The following is a 20,480-nucleotide window of genomic DNA, read 5'->3' on the forward strand; positions in this document are numbered from 1 at the left end:
GCCCAGCAGGTCCGTCACCACAGCTTCTCCAGGTCGGGGGCGGTGGGGAGGCGGCCCGCCGCGGCCGGGTGCGGATGGGCCTCGGCCGGGACGTCCGACCCGCGTGCCGGGCCGTCGTGGACGACCCGCCCGCCGTCCAGGACGACCGTGCGGGAGATCAGCCCGGCCAGCGGTCCCAGCTCGTGCAGCACCACGACCACGGTGGTGCCCCGCCGGCGGAGGTCCGAGACCGTGGAGGCCAAGGCCTCCACGGTCTCGTGGTCCATCCCGGAGAACGGCTCGTCGAGGATCAGCAGGGCCGGCTCGCGGACGAGGGCCCGGGCGACGAGCACCCGTTGCTGCTGCCCGCCGGAGAAGACCTGGACGCTCTCGTGCGCCCGTCCGGCCAGGCCGACCTGCGCGAGCGCCGCCAGGGCCCGCTCCTGGGCGCTCCGGCCGGGGCGCAGGGCACGCCGGTGCAGCAGCCCGGAGACCACCACCTCCAGCGCGGTGGCCGGCACGCCGGTGGTGGCGCCGGTGCGCTGGGGGGCGTAGCCCACGCGGTCCCGGGGCACGAGCCGGGCCGGGCCGGAGAGGTCGGCGCCGAAGAGCAGCACCCGGCCGGCCGTCGCCGGCACCGCGCCCACGAGGGCCCGGACGAGAGTGGACTTGCCCGAGCCGTTGGCCCCGAGCACCGCCACGGTCTCGCCCGCCGTGACCGAGAGGTCGACGCCGCGCAGCACCGCGGCGGAGCCCAGCTTCACGTCCAGCGACCGGGCGGCCAGGACGGCCGGCGCGGGCTCAGCAGGCCAGCGCGGCACGCAGCGCCTCGAGGTTCTCGCGCATCAGCTGCTGGTAGTCCTTGGCCGGGTCCGCCAGGCCCTCCACGGGGTCCAGCACCGCCGTCCCGATCCCGTGCTCGGCCGCCAGGGTCTCGGCCACCGCGGGTTCGACCAGGGACTCGGAGAAGACGGTGGTCACGCCCTCGGCCTCCACGACCCGGCCGATCTCGGCCAGCCGCGCCGGGGACGGCTCGGTCTCGGGCTCGAACCCGGCGACGGCGACCTGCTCCAGGTCGTACCTCTCCGCCAGGTAGCCGTAGGCGTCGTGGGAGACGACGACGGTGCGCCGTTCGCAGGTCCGCAGGCCCTCGCTGAACTCCCGGTCCAGGGCCTCCAGCTCCGTGGTCAGCCGTCCCGCGTTGGCCTCGTAGGTCCCGGCGTGCTCCGGATCCGCCTCGCCCAGCACGTGGGCCACCTCCGTGGCGACCGCGGCCAGGCGCTGCGGGTCCAGCCAGAAGTGCGGGTCCGCCCCCTCGTGGGCGTGCTCGTCCGGGCCGTGCTCGTCCGGGCCGTGCGCCTCCTGGGCGTGCTCGTCGTGCTCGTCGTCGGGACCGTCCGCCCCGGCGTGCCCGTGCTCCTCGGCGCTGTGGTCCTCGACCCCCTCGACTCCGGCCACGGCCGCGTCGAGGACGTGCTCGGGAGAGGTCTCGGCCACGGCGTCGTCGACCGCGGGCTGGAAGCCGGAGAGGTGGACCACCGCGTCCGCGGTGCGCAGCTGCTCGACCGCCGCCGGGGACAGCTCCACGTCGTGCGGATCGGCTCCGGCCGGGGTCAGGGACGAGACCTGCACGCGCTCGCCGCCCACCCGTTCCGCCACGTACTCCAGGGGGTAGAAGGACGCGAGCACGGTCAGTGCCTCGCCGGCCTCCGCCCCGGGGGCCGAGGCGGCCTCCTCCGGGGCGGAGGCGCACGAGGACAGCGCCAGGGCGGCCAGGGACAGCGGGAGCAGGAGGGCGCGACGACGATTCATGCGAACGATTCTCAGGCTAAATGAGAATCATTGTCAATTTCTGCCGGGGCGGTCCTCCCTGCCGGCCTCAGGCGGGGGCGCCGACCGCGGGGCGCGGCAGTCCCAGGTGCTCCCGCAGGGTCGACCCGGTGTACTCCGTGCGGAAGAGACCCCGGCGCTGGAGGACCGGGACCACGTGGTCCACGAAGTCCTCCAGGGCGTCGGGCAGGGTCGGCGGCATGAGGTTGAAGCCGTCCGCCGCCCCGGCGCGGAACCAGGCCTCGATCCGGTCCGCGACCGTCTCCGGCGTGCCGACCACGGTGCAGTGCCCGCCGCCCGCGGCCAGCCGGCCCAGCAGCTGACGCACGGTCGGCCGCTCGACGGCCACGATCCGCAGGATCGTGGCGTAGCGGCCCTGGGGCCCGCTGAAGGACTCGAGCGGCGGCAGCGGGGGGACCGGGGCGTCCGGTTCCCAGTCGCCGCAGTCCTGCTGCACGAAGGTGCTCAGCTGGGCCAGGGACTGCTCCGTGGGCAGGAGGGCGTCGACCTCGGCCTGCCGGGCGAGGGCCTCCCGCTCCGTGGAGCCCACGTAGGCGACCAGGCCGGGCATGACCGCCACCGACCGCGGGTCCCGCCCGGCCGCGGCGACGCGCCGCCGGAGGTCCGCGGTGTACTCCTGGGCGCTGGGCAGGTCGTAGGCCACGGCGTAGATGCCCTCCGCGATCCGGGCGGCGAGGTCCCGGCCGGGCCCCGAGGCCCCGGCCTGGAAGAGGACCGGTCGCCCCTGGGGCGGGCGGGGCACGGTCAGGGGGCCGTCCACCCGGAAGTGCTCGCCCGAGTGGTCCACCGCCCGGACCAGGTCCGGGTCGGCGTGCAGCCCCTCGCGGTCGCGGACCAGCGCCTCGTCGGCCCAGGAGTCCCACAGCCGCAGGGTCACGTCCACGAACTCGGCCGCCCGGGCGTAGCGCTCGCCGTGCGGCGGCATGCCGGCCAGGCCGTGGTTGCGCGCCTCGGCGTCGAACATGGAGGTCACCACGTTCCAGCCGGCGCGCCCTCCGCTGATGTGGTCGAGCGAGGCGAGCATCCGGGCCGCGTGGAACGGCGTCCAGAAAGTGGTCGAGATCGTGCTGACCAGCCCGATCCGCTCCGTGGCCCGGGCCATGGCGGACAGGGCGGTGAGGGGCTCCAGGAACCAGCGGGGCGCGGTGGCCACGTCCCCGGCGCTGTGCCCGTCGGCGAAGAACACGGCGTCGAAGAGCCCGCGCTCGGCGGTGCGGGCGAGGCGCTCCCAGTAGGCGATGTCCCCGAGCTGCTCGAGCGGGGACTCCGGGCGGCGCCAGGCCGCCTGGTGGTGCCCGGCGCCGAACAGGAAGGCGTTGAGGTGCAGCCGGCGCGGCGAGGTCACGGCGTCCCCGCTCAGTCCAGGACCAGGCCGCCGTCGACCACCAGGTTCTGCCCGGTGACCGCCCGCGCCCACGGGGAGGCGAAGAACAGGAGGGCGTCGGCGAACTCCGCCGGGGTGGTGACCCGCCCCAGCGGCGTGGCGGAGGCGATGTAGTCGAAGACCTCGTCGGGGGTGGCCGAGCTCGCGTCGGTGGTGCGCAGCAGTCCGCCGGAGACCATGTTGACCGTGATGTTGTGCGTGCCCAGGTCCTTGGCGAGCGTGCGGGTCAGGGACAGCAGCGCCGCCTTGGCCGCGGTGTAGTCGTGGTAGGGGACCACCGGGTTCTGGAACAGGTTGGTGCCGATGTTCACGATCCGGCCGAAGCCCTGCTCCCGCATCCCGGGCAGGGCCTGCTGGACGGTGTTGAGCGCGCCCCGGACGCTGCCGGTGAACTGGGCGTCGAACTCCTCCCACCGGATCTCCTCGGCCCCGGAGCGGGCGTCGCCGTTGAAGGAGAAGTCCGCCAGCGCGTTGTTCACCACGGTGGTCACGGGCGAGCCGAAGTGCTCCCCGGCGGCGCCGAGCAGCTCCGCGACCTGCGCGGCGTCGGTGACGTCGGCGGGCAGGGCCACGGCCCGGTCGGGGCCGTACTGCGCCGCGAGGTCCTCGGCGGCCGTCCGCGACTCCCGGTAGTTGACGACGACCTTCGCGCCCTGGGCGGCGAAGGACTCCACGATGCTGCGGCCGAGCCCCCGGCCACCGCCGGTCACGAGCACGGTCTGGTCTGCGATGTGCATGAGCTTCCCTGAGGGTCAGGGCGAGAGGACGCGGGATCCGCCGGTGGGCCCCGGTATGACATCCCTTCGCCAGTACGAACTGGATCAGGTTCGACGGGTGTCATCTCAGCCGGCGCCTCGTCCGGGGCCGGCACCCCGTGTCACTGCGGTCGAGTATAGCCCCGACCCGGGCCGGAGGGATCCCCCCGCCCGGCCCGCTCAGCGCGGCTGCTCGTCGGGGACTCGTTCCGGGCGCCGGCCGACGGGAAGGGCGGGGCCGTGCTCGCCGAGCACGGTGATCCCCCGCAGCACGTTGGCGCCCAGGTCGCGGAGGGTCCACCGGCGCAGTGCGACGCGCTCGCGCGGCGGCACGGAGAACCGGCCGACGCCCGCCAGGACCGCGATGAGGATGAGGACGAAGAGACCGCCGGCCACGGGGACCTCCTTGCTCGCGACTGCCGTCGCGTAATGGGCTAAACTGTTTACACCGCTGACGCTAGACCTCGGAAGGATAAGTAGTCAAGTGCATTTTGCCTATGACACAGAGGACGTCCTCGAGTTCGACGTGGCCCTCGTCAACACCGGGCCGGGAGCCTCGCGCTCCGGGGAGGAGGAGCTCACCACCCGGGACCGGCTGCGGGAGCTGCTGGACGAGCACGGCTGGACGGGGCGCTTCGACCGGAACGACCAGGAGCTGGCGGAGGTGCTCGAGGTGCGCCGGGACCTGCGGCAGGTCTGGGGGCTGGAGCGCGACGCCCTGGCGGAGGCGGTCAACGCCGTGCTGGACACCGCCGAGCTCGCCCCGCACCTCGCGCGGCACGACGGGAAGGACTGGCACCTGCACGCCTCGCCCTCGGACGCGCCCCTGGCCACGCGCCTGCGCCTGGAGTCGGCGTTCGCCCTCGTGGACGTCATCCGCGCCGACGAGACCGACCGGCTGCGGGTCTGCGAGGCGGAGGACTGCGAGGCGGTGCTCCTGGATCTGTCCCGCAACCGCTCCAAGCGGTTCTGCGGCCAGCGCTGCGCCAACCGCACCAACATGACCGCCTACCGCCGGCGCCGGGCCGGCGGTTCCGGCCAGGGCATGTCTCGTTGACCATGAAGACGGTGTCCCTGCCCCCTCCAGGCGTGGCGGCCTGATCCACCGGGACCCGACCGTGACGCAGCCGAACCCTCGCCCGCCGTCGGCGTCAACGCCGGCCTACCCCGACGCCGCCGTGGCGACGGAGCCGTCGGCCGTCCGGACATCACCACCCGGCCGCTGACGCGCGGCTCCTCGTCGGGTCCACGTCGCCGGCGCCTATTGTTGGGCCATGACGGTCCTGGACGACTTCCTGGTCCCGCTGGCGGCCGCGGTCGCCTCGGTGTTCGCCGTGCTCGGCACTGTCGAACAGCTCACAGCGGCAACACGACTGCGCAGGCTGGCAGCCTCTGTGCGCGAGGAGTCCTCGCTCTCACCGGCGCACGACCAGCAGGTGCTGCGCAGCCTCCACCGCGAGATCCTCTCCCGGATCATCGCCCTGCAGTCCGTTCCGGCCAGGAGCCTGCTCGGGGCCGCCGCGCTCGCACTGGTGGGCCTCGGATGGGCCTTCTTGGTGGGATACAGCGTGGGGGTGACGGTGCAGCTGCATCCGACGTGGGGCGAGATCTACGACATCGTGGGTTTCGAGGGCGTCATCCTTGCCGCCTTGGCCCCGGCCTTCGTCTGTAGTGGTCTGCTGGGCTGGATGGAGGTCGTGCTGGAGAGACGGCGCATCTCCAAGGCATACCTGGACGGAAAGCACCCCCTCTACCGGCGCTACTACAGGTCGTGGAAGCTCGCCGTCGGGTCCAAGGGCATTCTTCCGGCCGCCGTCCTGGGCACGGGCCTGACAAGTGCGGCGCTGTGGGTCGGTTTCACCGCCGGCTATCCCACGATGACCGCCGCTGTGGTGGACACCCTGCTGATTCCCGCTGCCCTCGGCGTCATCATCGGCGGTGTCCTCACGAGCCTCTACCTCCACCGCCACAGCAGCTGGGAGCCGTGGATGCATCCACGGCTCCCAGAGGCCCGCGGAGCGGGGGCACCGCCCCCGGAGGCCGCCGCACCGGAGCCCGAGAACCCCGGGCCGTGACCGAGCCCTGCCGCGCCGGTGTCCTGATCGCCGCCGCGGGAGGAGCAGGCCTTGTCCCCGCGCAACCGCTGCGGCCGGGTCCGGGGACGGCCGGCACCGGCAGTGACAGAGGATGCCCTCCACCACGGGGGCGGTCCTCGTGGAAGGACCGGCACCCCTTGCCCTCGGAGGACGGCGGGAGAGGGTGGATCCGGTCCCACCGGTCCTCGGTGAGCACAGCCGTACGGGACATGCTTCCAGCGTCCCGGAACCGGCTCCATGCTCAGCGAGCGATGCCCTGGCCGCCGCTCGTCCTCTCCGGGGCGTCGGCCGTGTCGATCCGCGCGCCGTCCCCCGGTGCGGCGAGCTGCCGCCGCATCGCGAAGTTGGTCATCGCCACCCCGCGCCGGACGGGGCGGCGCTCCTCGACGACGACGAAGCCGTGCCGCTCGAAGAACGGCAGCGCCGTGATGGAGGCGTGGGTGCTCAGCTCGGCGAGGCCGCGCCGGTGTGCCTGCGCGACGAGATGCTCCAGCAGGGCCGAGGCCACCCCCGTCCGGGCCGCGGAGGGGTCCACGTAGAGCATGCCGACGTGGCCCGCCGGGTCGAGGTCGCCGAAGCCCACGACCCGGCCGGCCAGCTCCGCGACCACGGTGGCGGCCTCCCGGCGCCGGCCGGCCCAGTCCGCGAGAGGCATGTCCCCCGGAGCCCACGCCGCGAGCTGCTCGGGGGTGTAGTCGTGGCGGGCCGTGCCGTGGACGGCGCGGCGGAAGACCTCGAGGGTGGCCCGCGCGTCGTCGTCGTCCCACGCGCGCACGACGACGGCCGCGCCGTCGCTCACCGGCCGGCCTCCTCCCGCAGCGCCGTCACGAACCCGTCGACGTCCTCCTCGGTCGTGTCCCAGGCGCACATGAGCCGGACCTCACCGGTGGCCGGGTTCCACACGTGGAACGGCCAGCGCTCCTGCAGCCGGGCCGCGGTTCCCTCCGGGAGCACCGCGAAGACCCCGTTGGCGTCGGGGGACTGGGTGAGCCGGGCGCCGGGGACCGCCGCGACGCCGTCGGCGAGCCGGCGGGCCATCGCGTTGGCCCGCCGGGCCGACTCCAGCCACAGGTCGCCCTCGTGCAGGGCCAGCAGCTGCGCCGAGACGAACCGCGTCTTGGAGGCCAGCTGCGTCGAGAGCTTCCGCACGAACCGTGGCTGGCGCACCGCGTCCGGGTTCAGCACGACGACGGCCTCGGCGCCCATCAGCCCGTTCTTGGTCCCGCCCCACGAGACCACGTCCACACCGGCGTCGGTGGTCAGTGCCCGCAGCGGCACGTCCAGGGACGCCGCGGCGTTGGCCAGGCGGGCGCCGTCGAGGTGGACGGTCAGGCCCAGGCCGTGGGCGTGCTCGCAGACCGCCCGCAGCTCCTCGGGGGTGTAGACCGTGCCGAGCTCCGTCGACTGGGAGACCGTCACCACGCGCGGCTGGGCGTGGTGCTCGACCCCGAAGCCGTGGGCCTGCAGGTCGACCAGGGCGGGGCTCAGCTTCCCGTCCGGGCTGGGCACCGGGAGCAGCTTCGCTCCGGCGAGCTTCTCGGGCGCCCCGCACTCGTCCACGTTCACGTGGGCCCCGTCCGTGCAGACCACGGCGTCCCAGCGGTCGGTCATCGCGGCCAGGGCGACGACGTTGGCGCCCGTCCCGTTGAACACCGGCCAGCACTCCGCCCGCTCCCCGAAGTGCCGGCGGGTCACGTCCTGCAGCGCCTCGGTGTACGGGTCCGCGCCGTAGGCGGCCACGTGGCCGCCGTTGGCGGCGGCCAGCGCCCGGAGCACCTCGGGGTGGACCCCGGCGTGGTTGTCGCTGCCGAAGCCGCGCCGGGCGGGGTCGTGCCGTCGGGTCAGGGCGCTCTCGCTCACGGTGTCTCTTTCCGGTCGTCTTTCCGAATTGTCTGTCCGGTCGTCTCCCGGGCCGTCGGAGGGACGGCCGGGCCTCGGACTCTACCCGGGCACGCCCGGGGAGGAGCCGGGCGGGGCCGCGGCGCCACGGGCCACGGTCACGGCGACGGCGAGCGTGCCGCCGGCGGGGGCGTCGGAGCTCCCCGCGCTCAGGACGACCGGGGACTCCGCGGCCGGGACGAAGACGGACTCCCCGCGCGGGAGCGTCAGGCGCTCCGGGCCCGCCTGGACGTCGACGTCGCCGGTCACGGCCAGGACGACGACCGGTCCCTCCTGGACGAGCTGCGCCCGGGAGGGGGCGCCCCGCCCGTTCGCCGTCCCCGGCTCCAGCCGGAGGAGCTGCAGCTGGAACTCCTCGAACGGCGGACGGAACAGCTCCTGGCCGGGCGCGGTGCGCTCCGGCGCCAGCACCGGAGGCGCCAGGGGCTCGAAGACCACGGTCTTCAGGAGCTCGGGGACGTCCACGTGCTTGGTGGTCAGCCCGCCCCGCAGGACGTTGTCGGAGGACGCCATGACCTCGATCCCGAGTCCGTGCAGATAGGCGTGGATGTTGCCGGCGGGCAGGTACAGGGCCTGGCCGGGCCGCAGGGCCACGCGGTTGAGGAGGAGGGCGATCAGCACGCCCGGGTCCCCGGGGTGCTCCGCGTCCAGCTCGGCCACCGTCCTGAGGTCCTGCTCGAGCGCGGAACCGCCGGTGCCGCTGAGCCCGGTGACGGCGGCGAGGGCACTGCCCGCCGACCGACGTTCCGTGGCGAGCCGGGAGAAGGCCGCGCGCAGTCCGGCCCCCGGGGAGCGCTCCTGCCGGACCGCCGAGGGGCGGTCCCCCGACCGCAGGTCGGCGGCGACCGTGGCCAGGAACAGGGACTCCTCGGAGTCCGCCGGCAGCAGCTCGGCGAGACCGGCGAACACGGCCGAGGACTCCTCCGGGGGGCGGAAGCCGCACAGGGCCTCGAAGGTGGTGAGCGCGAGGATCATCTCCGGCTTGTGGTTCGCGTCCTTGTAGTTGCGGTGGGGGGCGCCGGCGGGGATCCCCGCGGCGTTCTCCGCGGCGTAGCCCGCGGCGGCCTGCTCCCGCGTCGGGTGCACCTGGAGGGACAGGGCGGACTCCGCCGCGAGGACCTTCACCAGGAAGGGAAGGTGCCCGCCGAAGCGCTCGTGCACGGCGCGTCCCAGGTGGTGCACCGGATCCTCCGCGATGAGGGCGTCCAGCGGCACCGGATCGCCCTCGGGCCGGACGGCGACGGAGGGGGAGTCCGAATGCGCGCCGATCCACAGCTCTGCTTCGGGCCCGCCGCCGGGAGCCCGTCCGAGGAGGTCCGCGATGGCCGTGGGGGAGCCCCAGGGGTAGGGCCGTACCGTGTTGCGCAGCAGGTGCATGTCGGGGTCGCTTTCTGGCCCCGCCGGCACGGTGCGGCGGGGCCCGGTGGCCGGAGCCCGCTCGGCGGGGCCGGGGTCAGGGCAGGGACAGGTGGGATCGGCGGACGGTGAGCGAGGTCGAGATCTCGACGGTCCGGACCGGCTCCGGCTCCCGCCCCTCGGCGAGCCTGGCGAGTGCGCGCTGTGCGGCCGAGACCCCCATCCGCACCGGGTCGTACGAGACCACGGTGATGCCGAGCGCGTCGGCGAGGTCGAAGTCGTCGAAGCCGACCAGGGCCGTGTCCGACCCGCGTCGGCGGAGCGCCGTGTAGACGCCGACGGCCGCCCGGTTGTTGGCGGCGAAGATCGCGGAGGGCGGATCGGCCATCCGCAGGAGCTCCTCGCAGGCGGCCTCGGCCGTCTCCACGGTGGGTGCGTCCGTCCGCTCGAGGGCCGGGTCCGGCACGAGTCCGCGCTCCTCCAGGGCCAGCCGGCAGCCGCTGAGCCGCTCCCCGTGCGAGTAGAGACCGGCGGAGCTGCCGACGAAGGCGATCCTCCGGTGGCCGCTGTCGAGCAGGAGCCGCACGGCCCGGGCGGCCCCGTCCGCGTTGCGCAGCACGACGGCGTCGCCGGCGAGGTGGCTCAGGGGCCGGTCCACGGAGACCACCGGCACCCCGGCCACGTTGTCCGTCCGCAGGTACGAGTGGTCGTCGGCGATCGGCACGAGGAGCAGGGCGAGCACACCCCGGTCCAGCATGGCGCGCACGACCCGCGGCTCCTCGCCGGCCTCGTCCTCGGTGGCGGCCAGGATCATCGTCAGCCCGCGGTCGGACAGCACCCGCTCCACTCCGGCCGCGACCTTGGAGTAGAAGGGGTTGCCCAGGTCGCCGATCACGAAACCGACATCCGTGGAGATCCCGCCGGACCGGAGCTCGCGGGCGATGTAGTTGGGGCGGAAGCCGAGCTCACGGGCGGCCTCCTGCACCTTCCGCCGGGTCCCGGCGGAGACGCCCGCGCTTCCCGTGAACACCCTGGACACGGTCTTGAGGCTGACACCGGCGAGGCCGGCCACGTCCGCCGTCGTCGCGCGGCGCACGACAGGGGTGCTCCGGTCCGCCGGGCCGTCGTCGGCCGTCACGTCGTCGCTCACGCTGGCGACGCTAGCAAGCGGACGCCGATCTGTCCATCGTGGGACAAGGGGCTTGGCTCACGTGGGACATGTGTGTAGTGTGGGTCACACATCACCCCTTCGCACCGTCGCCGGTCTCCGGGCGGGCCTTCTGTGTCCCACGTGGGACAGACGGTGTCCCCGGTCACCCGGGCGGGGCGGGCGGACGTCCGCACCGGCGGATGACCTCGACGTCGCACCCCTGATCGGAGCCGTCCATGAACCACCACCCGGATCCACCCCGGCCGCTGCTCGCGGCGTGGTCCGCGCCGCCGGCCGCCGGCCGTCCGGGCGGAGGGCGGCGCGCGCCCTCTGGACCGGGCGAATATCTTGCCATAGCGTGGCCCATATGACGCAGATCACGTCCTGAAATGCGTGGCCGGAATTCACCGGATATCCGGCCGCGCGGACACGACGTCGCGCCCCGTGCGAATTCGACCGAATTCGACGTCGAATTCTGAGCGTGAGTGCGGGGCCCGCTCGCAGGCATTTCCCGGCGAAAAGATTTCCGGACCGGAAATGCACGGAAAACCATCCATGGAGGAATGATCGTGAAACTGCTCAAGAAGACCCACACCGCCGGCCTGATGGCGGGGGCGCTCGTGCTCACCGGCTGCGGGGGCGGAGGTGGCGGGGGCGACACCCTGGACATCTCGGCGCACCCCTCGTACACCTTCGACTCGCCCAACTCGGCGGTCGGAGCCTACCTCGAGGAGAGCGTCGAGTCCTTCGAGGAGGAGCGCGACGCCGACATCGAACTCACGGCGTACTCCTCGGACATCCAGGACGCCATGGCCCGGATCCTGACCCAGGCGTCCCAGGGCCGCGCTCCCGACGTGGCACAGATCGACGCCCACCTGCTGCCGCGGTACTACGAGCACCTGCAGCCGCTCGATCCGTACCTGGAGGAGCACGGGATCGCGCTCGACGACTACTTCCCCTTCGCCCAGGAGATCATGGAGACCCCCGAGGGCGAGATCAAGGGCATGCAGTTCACCACCGACGTCCGCGTCATGTTCTACCGCAAGGACCTCGTCCCGACCCCGCCGAAGACCTGGGACGAGACCCTCGAGGTCGGCCGGCAGCTGACCGATGACGGCCACACCGCGTTCATGTACCCGGGAGGCCGCGGCGAGGGCACGATCGTGGCGACCGTGCTGCCCATGTTCTGGGGCCAGGGCGGCGAGCTCGTGGACGAGGAGGGCAACCCCGTCTTCGGCGAGGGCGCCAACCGGGAGGCGATGCTCAACGTGCTGACCTTCCTCCAGGAGACGGTCGACAGCGGGATCACGCCGCAGCGGGTCTCCTCCTACGGCTCCGAGGACGACCTCAACTCCGAGGTCGCCTCCGGCAACGTCGCCATGTTCCTGGGCGGGAACTGGCAGCTCGCGCAGATCAAGGAGCTGCTGAGCGAGGAGGACGCCGCCAACTGGGCGGTGGCCACCATCCCCCACCGCGAGGGCGCGGAGATCGCGACCACCGCCGGTGGCTGGGCGTGGGGCGTCTTCGCCGAGGAGGAGGAGACCCAGCAGACGGCCGTCGACTTCCTCGCCGAGACCTTCGTCACCGACGAGGGCATGGCCTCCTGGACGGGGGCCCACGGCAGCCTGCCCGTCCGGGAGACCGTCTACGAGCTCCCCGACTACGAGAGCGACGAGTTCTCGGAGACCTTCCAGCAGCACCTGTCCGAGTACGCCCGGTCGCGGCCCTCCGCCGACTCGTACCAGCAGATCTCGACCGAGCTCCAGGTCGCCGTCTCGAGCGTGGTCTCCGGCAGCAAGTCGCCGGAACAGGCCCTGGACGACGCCTGGTCGGCAGTCCAGTAGCTTGACCGACCGGAGACGGGGGTCCCCCATGACACATGCATCCGAGACCGCGGTGCGCGCCGGCGCGGCGCCCAGGCGATCGTTGCTCTCCCGCATGGGGGACACCCCGATCCCCTGGGTGCTGCCCCTGGCGCTCATCCTGATCGCGGTCTTCCTCTATCCCATCATCGAGATCGTCCGCCTCGGCTTCACGGACGCCGATCTCGTGGGCACGGACTACGAGTACACGATCGGCTCGTACACCTCGCTCTTCACGGCGCCCAGCTTCGCGAACATGCTGACGGTGACCGCGCTGTTCGTCGGGTTCAGCGTGGCCTTCCAGATGCTGCTGGGGTTCGCGATCGCGCTGATGCTCGACCAGGGCACGAAGCGGAACCTCCGGGGAACCGTCATCACGAGAACGGCCGTGCTCTCGGCCTGGGCGATCCCCGGGGTCATCATCGGCGTCATCTGGAGCCTGCTCTACGCCGAGGGCGAGACCGGAATCCTCAACTACTTCCTGACGTTCGTGGGCGTGGACGACCCGATCGCCTTCCTGTCCAACCCGACCAACGCCCTGATCGCGGTGACGGTCGCCAACATCTGGCGTGGCACGGCGTTCAGCATGATCTTCATCTACGCCGGTCTCCAGACGTTCCCGCAGGACGTGATCGAGGCCGCCAAGATGGACGGGGCCGGGGCCGTCAACCGGCTCTTCAGGGTGGTCATCCCCATCCTGCTTCCCGTCCTGCTGGTGAACATGATCGTCATCATCGTCGACACGTTCAACACCTTCGACATGGTGATGGCCATGACCGGAGGCGGGCCGGGCAGGAGCACCGAGGTCATCGCGCTGAGCATCTACAACCAGATCTTCAACAACTTCGACCTGGGCAGCGGGGCCGCCACCGCGACGCTGCTGCTCGTCATCAACGTCGCCCTGACCGTTGTGTACTTCCGGTTCCTCGAGAAGGGAAAGGAGGCGAAGAAGGCATGACGAACGTCAAGAGTCAGCGCCTCTCCAAGACCGCCCGCAAACGCCTGGTCGACGCCGTCTACTACCTGATGTTCGCCGTCATCACGCTGTTCTTCATCTTCCCGCTCCTCTGGGTGCTCTCACTCTCGCTGAAGGACGTGCCGGAGCTCTTCGCCTCGCCGCCCCTGCTGTTCCCGACGGACCCCAAGTTCGAGAACTACGCCTATGTCTTCGAGCGGACCCCCGTGGGGCGGTACCTCGCCAACTCCCTGCTCATCGTGCTCTCGACCATCGCGCTCGTCCTGCTGGTCGCGATCCCCTCGGCGTACGCGTTCTCGCGGATGAACTTCCGGTACAAGCGCACCGCGCTCCTGCTGGTGCTCGTCTTCCAGATGGTCTCCCCGGTGGTGGTCGCGATCCCGCTGTACCGGGTCTTCGCCCAGGTGGACCTGCTCAACAGCTACGGGAGCCTGATCGTCGTCTACGTGGCGATCGGCCTGCCGGTCGCCACGTGGTTCCTCCGGGGGTACTTCGACTCGATCCCGCGGGAGCTGGACGAGTCCGCGACCCTCGACGGCTGCAACCGTCTCCAGCTGCTGCTGAAGATCCTGCTGCCTCTGGCCGCTCCCGGCATCGCGTCCGTGGCGATCCTGGTGGGGGTGCAGAGCTGGTCGCAGTTCGTGATCCCGTTCATCCTCCTCGACGACCGCGAGATGTTCCCGGTCTCCGTGGGCATCATCAACCTCCAGTCGACCTCGGAGGCGATCACCACGCACTACCTCGCCGCGGCGAGCCTGATCAGCGTCCTGCCGATCATCGTCATCTTCGTGCTGCTGCAGCGGTTCATCGTGGGCGCTCTCACGAGCGGCGCGGTGAAGGGATGAGCGGCCGCGCGCACCGCACCCGACAAGCATCCCCGACCGGGACCCCAATGGCACTGGAGGCCACATGAACACCGAGACCGTTGCCCTGGACGAGATCCGGACCAGGGCGATCGAGGTCCTGCGGCTCAACGACCTGGGCACGATGACCACGGCGGCCCCCGATCTCTATCCGCACCAGTGGAGCTGGGACGCGGCCTTCGTCGCGATCGGTCTCGCCCGGTTCGACGTTCCCCGGGCGATCACCGAGCTGCGCACGGTCATCGACGCCCAGTGGAGCACGGGCATGCTCCCGCACATCGTCTTCAGCGACGACGACACCCGGTACTTCCCCGGGTTCGACCGGTGGGGCACGGCCGGGGCGGCGGCCCGCCCCGAGGGCGTCCGCAGCACCGGCATCTGCCAGCCTCCGGTGCACGCGATCGCCCTGCGGCACGTCGTCGACCGGGCACGGGAGAACGGGGGGGCCGACCAGGCCGCGGCCGAGTCCTTCCTGCGGGAGTCCTTCGACGGGTGGTACGCCTGGCACCGCTGGCTGGCGGGCGTGCGAGACCCCGAGGGCGTGGGACTGATCGAGATCCACCACGGCTGGGAGTCGGGCTTCGACAACTCCCCGCGCTGGGACGGGCCCTATGCCCGCGTGGTCCCCGGCGACGTGGAGCCGTTCGTCCGGAAGGACACGCAGCACGTCGGCAATGTCGACGAGAGGCCCGACGACGCCGAGTACACGAAGTACCTGTGGCTCGTCCAGCAGATGGCCTCCGTCGGGTTCGACGACGAGCTGGTGGAGCGGACCGTGGACTTCCGGGTGCGGGACGTGTTCTTCTCCGGGATCATGGCCGCCGCCAGCGAGGTCCTCGCCGGTCTCGGCGAGGAGATCGGCCGCCACGCGGAGGCCCGGGAGCTGCGGGAGACGGCCCGGCGGTTCCGCGACGGAGTGGCCTCGACGGTCGACCCCGACACCGGGCTGGCACGGGACTACGACGTTCTCGCCCGGCAGTGGATCTCCACCGCCACGGTCTCCGGCTTCGCCCCCCTGGTCGCCGGCGGCGACGCCGATCTCCTCGACCGGCAGCGGTCGCTGCTGCAGGGTCCGGACTGGATGGGCCACCCGTCCCTGCGCTTCCCGCTGCCTCCCTCGACCTCGCCCTCGAGCCCGGCCTTCCGGCCGCGGACCTACTGGCGCGGCCCGGTGTGGCCGTTCCTGAACCTGCTGCTCGGCTGGGCCGGCGCCCGCAACGGACAGTTCGACCTGGACGAGCAGCTCCGCTCCGTGTCGCTCCAGCAGCTCTCGGACCTCGCCTTCGGCGAGTACTACGAACCGCTGACGGGCGAACCGCTCGGCAGCCTGTCGCAGGCGTGGACCGCGGCGGCGGCCCTGGAGTGGGTCGGTCAGACGACGTCGGGTCCGGAGAGGCGTCCATGAACGACTCGCGGTCGGACGGTCCGCCGGGCAGCGCCGGCGGAGTGGTCATCGGTGTGGACATCGGCGGGACGAAGACGCACGGAATCCGTCTCGAGGACGGCGTCGTCACCCGCGAGCTGACCACGGGCAGCGCTAACGTGCAGAACGTCTCACGGGCCACGGCGGCGAGCAGCCTGGCCGAGCTCCTCACGGGCCTGCACGCCGGCGACGCACGGGCCGTCGTCGTCGGTTCCGGCGGTGTCGACACCGGCGAGGACGCCGAACGTCTGCGCGGGCTCATCGCACCCCACACCGGCCGTGCCCAGATCACCGTCGTCCACGACACCCGGCTCATCCTCGCCGCGGGCGAGACCACCACGGGCATCGCCGTCATCGCGGGGACGGGATCCGCGGTCTGGGGCGTCAACGACGCGGGCACCGAGGCACGTGCCGGCGGGTGGGGGTACCTGCTCGGGGACGAGGGCAGCGGCTACTGGTTCGGCCGCGAGGCGGTGCGCCACACCCTCCGCCGGGCCGACATGGGTCTGCCGGTCGACGAGCTGGGGGCCGCCCTGCTGGAGACCTGCGGGCTCACGCTGCCCACCGAGCTCATCGCGCACTTCCACGGCGGCACCGACAGACGCTACTGGGCGGACAAGTCGAGGGTGGTCTTCCGCGCCGCCGCGGACGGCCACGCGCCCAGCCGGGACCTCATCGAACTCGGCGCGGCGTACCTGGTCAGGGACGTCCTCCAGGTCGCCTCCCGCCTCGGCGTCGACGGCCCGGTGGTTCTGGGGGGCGGCCTCGCGGCCCACCAGCCCGCGCTGCGCGCGTCCTTGACCAGGGACCTCGGGACCGAGGGCATCACGGACGTCCGGGCGCTGGCCACGGAGCCCGTGCACGGAGCGTTCCGGCTCGCTCCGCGGCCGGCCGGCTGACCGTCCGCGGGTGGGGCGGCGGTCCGCCCTCAGCCGTCCCGGTCGCGCCCCGCGGCCGGACCGCGTGCCTCCGGTGAGAACCTGAGCGTCAGCAGCTGGAACGGCCTCAGCTCGAGGTGCGCCGTGTTCCCGTCCACCGCCGTGACCGCGCCCGCCGGCACGTCGCGCTCCATCAGATCCGTCTCCGTGACGGACGCCGTGGGGAAGTCGGCGCGGACGGCGGCCCGTGCCCGGGTCCCGTGCGCCTCGTAGAGCCGCACGACCACGTCGCCCCCGCCGTCCTCGGCCGGCTTCACCGCCTCCACGACGACGGCGTCGTTGCTCACCGTGAACAGCGGCCGGATCTCGGTGTCGCCGACCCCTTCCACGGTGCGCACCGGCAGGTTCAGGCGGTAGCCCTCGCGCACGGCGTCGGCGACGGCCGCACCCACCCGCAGGGAGACGTTCATCGTGTGCCTGCCCTGGTCGGCCCCGGGGTCCGGGAACACCGGGGCCCGCAGCAGGGACAGCCGCACCGTCGTCGCGCTGTCCCTGCTGCCGTTGCGGCTGCGGGTGATGTCGTGCCCGTAGGTCGCGTCGTTGGCCACCGCGACCCCGTAGTCCGCCTCGCCGACGTGCACCCAGCGGTGCGCGACGGTCTCGAAGCGCGCCGCGTCCCACGAGGTGTTCGCGTGCGTCGGGCGATGGACGTGTCCGAACTGGATCTCGGACGTGGCCCGATCGGCGTGGATGTCGAACGGGAAGGCCAGCTTCAGCAGCTTCTTGCGCTCGTGCCAGTCGATCTCCGTCCGGATCTCGACGGTCGGGCTGCCCGGCTCGAGGCTCAGCGTCTGGGTCACGGAGGAGGCCCCGAACTCGCGGTGGACCACCAGGACGTCACGGTCCCCGCGGCGCTCGATCCCCACGCCGGCCGCCGCGTCCAGGTCCTCCGTGGTGCGGCGGTAGTGGTCGTCGATGTCCCACGCGTCCCACTGCGTGGGCGTGTCACGGTGCAGCTGCAGCAGGTTCGCCGTCCGGCCGGCGGGGAGGAGTTCCCGGTCGGCCCGGAGGTCGACCATCGACCGGATGAGCCCGGCGTCGTCCACCCGCAGACGCACCAGGCCGTTGTCGCACACGTACCCCCCGTCGACCCGCTCGATGCGGCGCTCCGCCCGGCCGTTCGGCGTCGTGCCGTGCGCGACGGCGCGGCCGCCGCCCAGGGCCGGGACGCCGCCCACCGCGTAGGGGCCGGCGTTCAGCGCGACGGAGTTCTCGCCCTCGCCCAGCAGCGCCGTGACGGCCGCCCCGATGATCGACTCCAGCCGGGCCTCGACCTCGGCGTAGTTGCGCTCGGCCTCCTGGTGCACCCACGCGATCGACGTGCCGGGCAGGATGTCGTGGAACTGCTGGAGCAGGACCGTGTGCCAGATGCGTTCCAGGGCCGCCGCCGGGTACGGGGCCCCCACGCGGACGGCCGCCGTCGTCGCCCACAGCTCCGCCTCGCGGAGCAGGTGCTCCGAGCGCCGGTTCCCGCGCTTGGTGCGGGCCTGGGACGTGTAGCTGCCGCGGTGGAACTCCAGATACAGCTCCCCGGACCAGACGGGCGGCTGCGGGTACTCCGACTCCGCGTCCTCGAAGAAGGCCCGCGGGCTCGACAGGGTGACGGTGGGCGATCCCTCGAGCGACCGGGTCCGGGCCGCGGCCGCCAGCATCTCCCGGGTCGGTCCGCCGCCACCGTCCCCGTACCCGAAGGGGACCAGCGACGTCGTCCCGATCCCCTTCTCGGCGTACTGGCTCTCGGCCCGGGCCAGGTCCGCCGCGCCGAGATCGGAGTTGTACGTGTCGACGGGCGGGAAGTGGGTGAAGACCTGTGTGCCGTCGATGCCCTCCCAGAAGAACGTGTGGTGCGGCATCACGTTGGTCTCGTTCCAGGAGATCTTCTGGGTGAGGAACCACCGGGCCCCGGCCGCGGCGACGATCTGGGGCAGGGCCGCCGAATAGCCGAAGGAGTCCGGCAGCCACACCTCCTCGGTGTCGACGCCGAACTCCCGCAGGAAGAAGGTCTTGCCGGCGAGGAACTGGCGCACCAGGGCCTCGCCGCCCGGCAGATTGGTGTCCGACTCGACCCACATGCCGCCGACGGGGACGAAGTTCCCGCTCCTGACCTTCTCCCGGACCCGCTCGAACAGGTCGGGATAGTACTCCTTGAGCCAGGCGTACTGCTGGGCGGAGGAGGCAGCGAACACGAACCCGGGGTGGGAGTCGATGAGATCGCAGACGTTGGAGAAGGTCCGGGCGACCTTCCGCACCGTCTCCCGGGTGGGCCACAACCACGCCGAGTCGATGTGCGCGTGCCCGACCGCGTGCAACCGGTGGGCGCTGGCCGACGCGGGCCGGGACAGCGCCGGGGCCAGAACGGCGCGGCCGGCCGGCGCCGTGCCGCTGATGTCGTCCGGGTCCATGGCGTCGACGGCCTGGTCGAGGGCCTGCAGGATGCCCGCGCGGCGCTGGGAGGACTCGGGCAGCTGCTCCAGCAGGCCCACGAGTGCCGCGCAGTCCTGCTCGAGCTCCCAGACCTCCTGGTCCAGCAGGGCGACGTCCGCTCGTCCCAGACGGTAGAGCCGGTCCGTCCCCGCGGTCGCCTTGTCGCCGTACGGCGTCGGGGTGAACAGGTCGCGGAGCTTCACGCGAGGGTTCGCCGCGGCCTCGATGTAGAGATCGACCAGGCCGTCATCGCCCACGAGGCCCTCGAGCGCCACGGACCGGTTCATCGGCTCGATCGCCTTCACGATCCGGCCGGACGGTGTGTAGACGGTGGCCTCGGCCTGGAACCCGGGCAGCGCGTCGTTGAAGCCGAGGTCGACCACGAGCTCCGCGCTGGTTCCCGCTTCCCCGCGCCACCCGGAGAGAACGGACCCCGTGGCGTGGAACCAGACGGTGCCCCACGGTCTGCCCCACGCGGACCCTGCGGCGAACGGGGTGAACGATCTGCCGACCGCCTCCGCGAACGGGACGGGCTCGTCCGGCACCTCCCAGGCGGTGAGCCGCAGCGGCGCGCTGCGCCGGTGGAGGGCCGGCCGGAGGTACTCCGCGCGGAACCTGCGCACCCGGGCCTCGACGCCGGAACTGGGGTAGTGCATGGAAACACAGCCTTTCGCTGGGAGATGCGCGTCGCACGGGCCCGTCGAAACGGCCGTGGTCGCCGGCGGTCGTGAAACGGCGCGGAATACGCCGGTCCCGTTCTCGTCCGCCGACCGGGGGAATGGTCGCAATTCGGGGCGGATAACAATGTCCGGCCCGGCCGGAGTCGGCGCATCGACGGGCGGTGAATTCTTCACCAGAAATCGGCCCGGTGGCCGTCCTCGTTCCTGCCGGACTCTTCGTCGAGTACACCAAATCGGAATACCCGATTCAAGAGGCCGCAGCTCGCCCTTCTCGTGACGCCGCCGGACGTCCCGAATTGGCGAGGGCGCGGACCGTGACTAGGCTCACAGTGACCCCCGTCACCTGCGGGGGTGCTCTTCTCCTTCGGATCGTCCGGCACGTGCCTGCCGGGAAAGAGGTAACCACCATGTCTTCCGTGCACTACGACCACGTCACCTGCCAGTACCCCGGGGCGGCCTCGCCCTCGGTCACCGACCTCTCCCTGGAGATCGCCGACGGGGAGTTCCTCGTCCTGGTCGGGCCCTCCGGCTGCGGGAAGTCCACGACCCTGCGCATGCTCGCCGGGCTGGAGGAGGTCACGGAGGGGCGGATCCTCATCGGGGACCGTGACGTCACCGACGTCCCGTCGCGGGACCGGGACATCGCGATGGTCTTCCAGAACTACGCCCTCTACCCCCACATGAGCGTGGCGGAGAACATGGGCTTCGCCCTGAAGATCGCCAAGATCGACGCGACGGAACGGAAGCGCCGGGTGGAGGAGGCGGCGAAGATCCTGGACCTGAGCGACTACCTGGACCGCAAGCCCAAGGCGCTGTCCGGCGGGCAGCGCCAGCGGGTGGCGAT

18 protein-coding genes and 1 riboswitch are annotated in these 20,480 nt (G+C 72.4%); of the genes, 8 read left to right on the top strand and 10 right to left on the bottom strand.

What is annotated here, in order from left to right; all coding sequences use genetic code 11:
* Nucleotides 1-14: 14 nt before the first annotated feature.
* From ACH9EU_RS16205 to ACH9EU_RS16225, 5 genes are all read right to left on the bottom strand, one after another.
* The gene (locus tag ACH9EU_RS16205; protein WP_396414934.1) at nucleotides 15-800 is read right to left on the bottom strand and encodes an ATP-binding cassette domain-containing protein; all 786 of its coding nucleotides are present in this window, start codon (nucleotides 798-800) and stop codon (nucleotides 15-17) included.
* On the bottom strand, nucleotides 781-1,791 hold the full coding sequence (locus ACH9EU_RS16210; RefSeq protein WP_396414935.1) for a metal ABC transporter solute-binding protein, Zn/Mn family: 1,011 nt from the start codon (nucleotides 1,789-1,791) through the stop codon (nucleotides 781-783). The genes ACH9EU_RS16205 and ACH9EU_RS16210 overlap by 20 nt, the downstream gene beginning before the upstream one ends.
* A 67-nt stretch (nucleotides 1,792-1,858) precedes the next feature.
* The gene (locus ACH9EU_RS16215; RefSeq protein ID WP_396414936.1) at nucleotides 1,859-3,175 is read right to left on the bottom strand and encodes an NtaA/DmoA family FMN-dependent monooxygenase; all 1,317 of its coding nucleotides are present in this window, start codon (nucleotides 3,173-3,175) and stop codon (nucleotides 1,859-1,861) included.
* A gap of 11 nt (nucleotides 3,176-3,186) precedes the next feature.
* Nucleotides 3,187-3,951 (bottom strand): 3-oxoacyl-ACP reductase, encoded by a 765-nt coding sequence (locus ACH9EU_RS16220; protein WP_396414937.1) that lies wholly within the window; start codon nucleotides 3,949-3,951, stop codon nucleotides 3,187-3,189.
* A gap of 44 nt (nucleotides 3,952-3,995) precedes the next feature.
* Nucleotides 3,996-4,099, bottom strand: a riboswitch (TPP riboswitch).
* 50 nt (nucleotides 4,100-4,149) lie between these two features.
* Entirely contained in the window at nucleotides 4,150-4,365 is a 216-nt protein-coding gene (locus ACH9EU_RS16225; protein WP_396414938.1) for a hypothetical protein, read from the bottom strand.
* A gap of 88 nt (nucleotides 4,366-4,453) precedes the next feature.
* Here ACH9EU_RS16225 and ACH9EU_RS16230 point away from each other — a divergent pair, with 88 nt between their 5' ends.
* Both ACH9EU_RS16230 and ACH9EU_RS16235 read left to right on the top strand, forming a co-directional pair.
* The gene (locus tag ACH9EU_RS16230; RefSeq protein WP_396414939.1) at nucleotides 4,454-5,026 is read left to right on the top strand and encodes a CGNR zinc finger domain-containing protein; all 573 of its coding nucleotides are present in this window, start codon (nucleotides 4,454-4,456) and stop codon (nucleotides 5,024-5,026) included.
* A gap of 217 nt (nucleotides 5,027-5,243) precedes the next feature.
* Complete coding sequence (locus ACH9EU_RS16235) at nucleotides 5,244-6,044, top strand: hypothetical protein (RefSeq protein ID WP_396414940.1); 801 nt, start codon at nucleotides 5,244-5,246, stop codon at nucleotides 6,042-6,044.
* Between the two features lie 262 nt (nucleotides 6,045-6,306).
* On the opposite strand, the gene ACH9EU_RS16240 is transcribed toward ACH9EU_RS16235, so the two are convergent.
* The 4 genes from ACH9EU_RS16240 to ACH9EU_RS16255 form a co-directional block, all read right to left on the bottom strand.
* Nucleotides 6,307-6,864, bottom strand: a complete 558-nt coding sequence (locus tag ACH9EU_RS16240) for a GNAT family N-acetyltransferase (protein WP_396414941.1) — start codon at nucleotides 6,862-6,864, stop codon at nucleotides 6,307-6,309.
* A complete protein-coding gene (locus tag ACH9EU_RS16245) occupies nucleotides 6,861-7,925 on the bottom strand; it encodes a beta-eliminating lyase-related protein (RefSeq protein WP_396414942.1) in 1,065 nt (354 codons plus the stop codon). Before ACH9EU_RS16245 ends, ACH9EU_RS16240 begins: the two co-directional genes overlap by 4 nt.
* Nucleotides 7,926-8,006: 81 nt before the next feature.
* Nucleotides 8,007-9,341, bottom strand: coding sequence for a mannose-6-phosphate isomerase, class I (manA, locus tag ACH9EU_RS16250; RefSeq protein ID WP_396414943.1), 1,335 nt, complete (start codon nucleotides 9,339-9,341; stop codon nucleotides 8,007-8,009).
* 76 nt (nucleotides 9,342-9,417) lie between these two features.
* On the bottom strand, nucleotides 9,418-10,470 hold the full coding sequence (locus ACH9EU_RS16255) for a substrate-binding domain-containing protein (protein WP_396414944.1): 1,053 nt from the start codon (nucleotides 10,468-10,470) through the stop codon (nucleotides 9,418-9,420).
* 569 nt (nucleotides 10,471-11,039) lie between these two features.
* Here ACH9EU_RS16255 and ACH9EU_RS16260 point away from each other — a divergent pair.
* From ACH9EU_RS16260 to ACH9EU_RS16280, 5 genes are all read left to right on the top strand, one after another.
* Nucleotides 11,040-12,314: an extracellular solute-binding protein gene (locus ACH9EU_RS16260; protein ID WP_396414945.1), complete on the top strand. Its 1,275-nt coding sequence runs from the start codon at nucleotides 11,040-11,042 to the stop codon at nucleotides 12,312-12,314.
* Nucleotides 12,315-12,342: 28 nt separating this feature from the next.
* The gene (locus tag ACH9EU_RS16265) at nucleotides 12,343-13,290 is read left to right on the top strand and encodes an ABC transporter permease subunit (protein WP_396414946.1); all 948 of its coding nucleotides are present in this window, start codon (nucleotides 12,343-12,345) and stop codon (nucleotides 13,288-13,290) included.
* A complete protein-coding gene (locus ACH9EU_RS16270; RefSeq protein ID WP_396414947.1) occupies nucleotides 13,287-14,153 on the top strand; it encodes an ABC transporter permease subunit in 867 nt (288 codons plus the stop codon). The genes ACH9EU_RS16265 and ACH9EU_RS16270 overlap by 4 nt, the downstream gene beginning before the upstream one ends.
* Nucleotides 14,154-14,217: 64 nt before the next feature.
* Nucleotides 14,218-15,576: a glucosylglycerate hydrolase gene (gene ggh / locus ACH9EU_RS16275; RefSeq protein WP_396414948.1), complete on the top strand. Its 1,359-nt coding sequence runs from the start codon at nucleotides 14,218-14,220 to the stop codon at nucleotides 15,574-15,576.
* Nucleotides 15,573-16,493, top strand: a complete 921-nt coding sequence (locus ACH9EU_RS16280) for a BadF/BadG/BcrA/BcrD ATPase family protein (protein ID WP_396414949.1) — start codon at nucleotides 15,573-15,575, stop codon at nucleotides 16,491-16,493. Before ggh ends, ACH9EU_RS16280 begins: the two co-directional genes overlap by 4 nt.
* A gap of 29 nt (nucleotides 16,494-16,522) precedes the next feature.
* Here the strand turns inward: ACH9EU_RS16280 and ACH9EU_RS16285 are convergent, their stop codons facing one another.
* The gene (locus tag ACH9EU_RS16285; RefSeq protein WP_396414950.1) at nucleotides 16,523-19,612 is read right to left on the bottom strand and encodes an alpha-mannosidase; all 3,090 of its coding nucleotides are present in this window, start codon (nucleotides 19,610-19,612) and stop codon (nucleotides 16,523-16,525) included.
* Nucleotides 19,613-20,043: 431 nt separating this feature from the next.
* Between ACH9EU_RS16285 and ACH9EU_RS16290 the strand changes: the two genes are divergently transcribed.
* Nucleotides 20,044-20,480: ATP-binding cassette domain-containing protein (locus ACH9EU_RS16290; RefSeq protein WP_396414951.1), on the top strand; the 437-nt coding region annotated here is incomplete at its 3' end.

It is taken from the genome of Kocuria rhizosphaerae, assembly GCF_044462265.1.
GTDB lineage: Bacteria > Actinomycetota > Actinomycetes > Actinomycetales > Micrococcaceae > Kocuria > Kocuria rhizosphaerae.

Coding starts and splice junctions, on each gene's coding strand:
- ACH9EU_RS16210 (WP_396414935.1), bottom strand. CDS start 1,791: ATGAATCGTCGTCGCGCCCTCCTGCTCCCGCTGTCCCTGGCCGCCCTG.
- ACH9EU_RS16220 (WP_396414937.1), bottom strand. CDS start 3,951: ATGCACATCGCAGACCAGACCGTGCTCGTGACCGGCGGTGGCCGGGGG.
- ACH9EU_RS16235 (WP_396414940.1), top strand. CDS start 5,244: ATGACGGTCCTGGACGACTTCCTGGTCCCGCTGGCGGCCGCGGTCGCC.
- manA (WP_396414943.1), bottom strand. CDS start 9,341: ATGCACCTGCTGCGCAACACGGTACGGCCCTACCCCTGGGGCTCCCCC.
- ACH9EU_RS16265 (WP_396414946.1), top strand. CDS start 12,343: ATGACACATGCATCCGAGACCGCGGTGCGCGCCGGCGCGGCGCCCAGG.
- ACH9EU_RS16270 (WP_396414947.1), top strand. CDS start 13,287: ATGACGAACGTCAAGAGTCAGCGCCTCTCCAAGACCGCCCGCAAACGC.
- ggh (WP_396414948.1), top strand. CDS start 14,218: ATGAACACCGAGACCGTTGCCCTGGACGAGATCCGGACCAGGGCGATC.
- ACH9EU_RS16280 (WP_396414949.1), top strand. CDS start 15,573: ATGAACGACTCGCGGTCGGACGGTCCGCCGGGCAGCGCCGGCGGAGTG.
- ACH9EU_RS16285 (WP_396414950.1), bottom strand. CDS start 19,612: ATGCACTACCCCAGTTCCGGCGTCGAGGCCCGGGTGCGCAGGTTCCGC.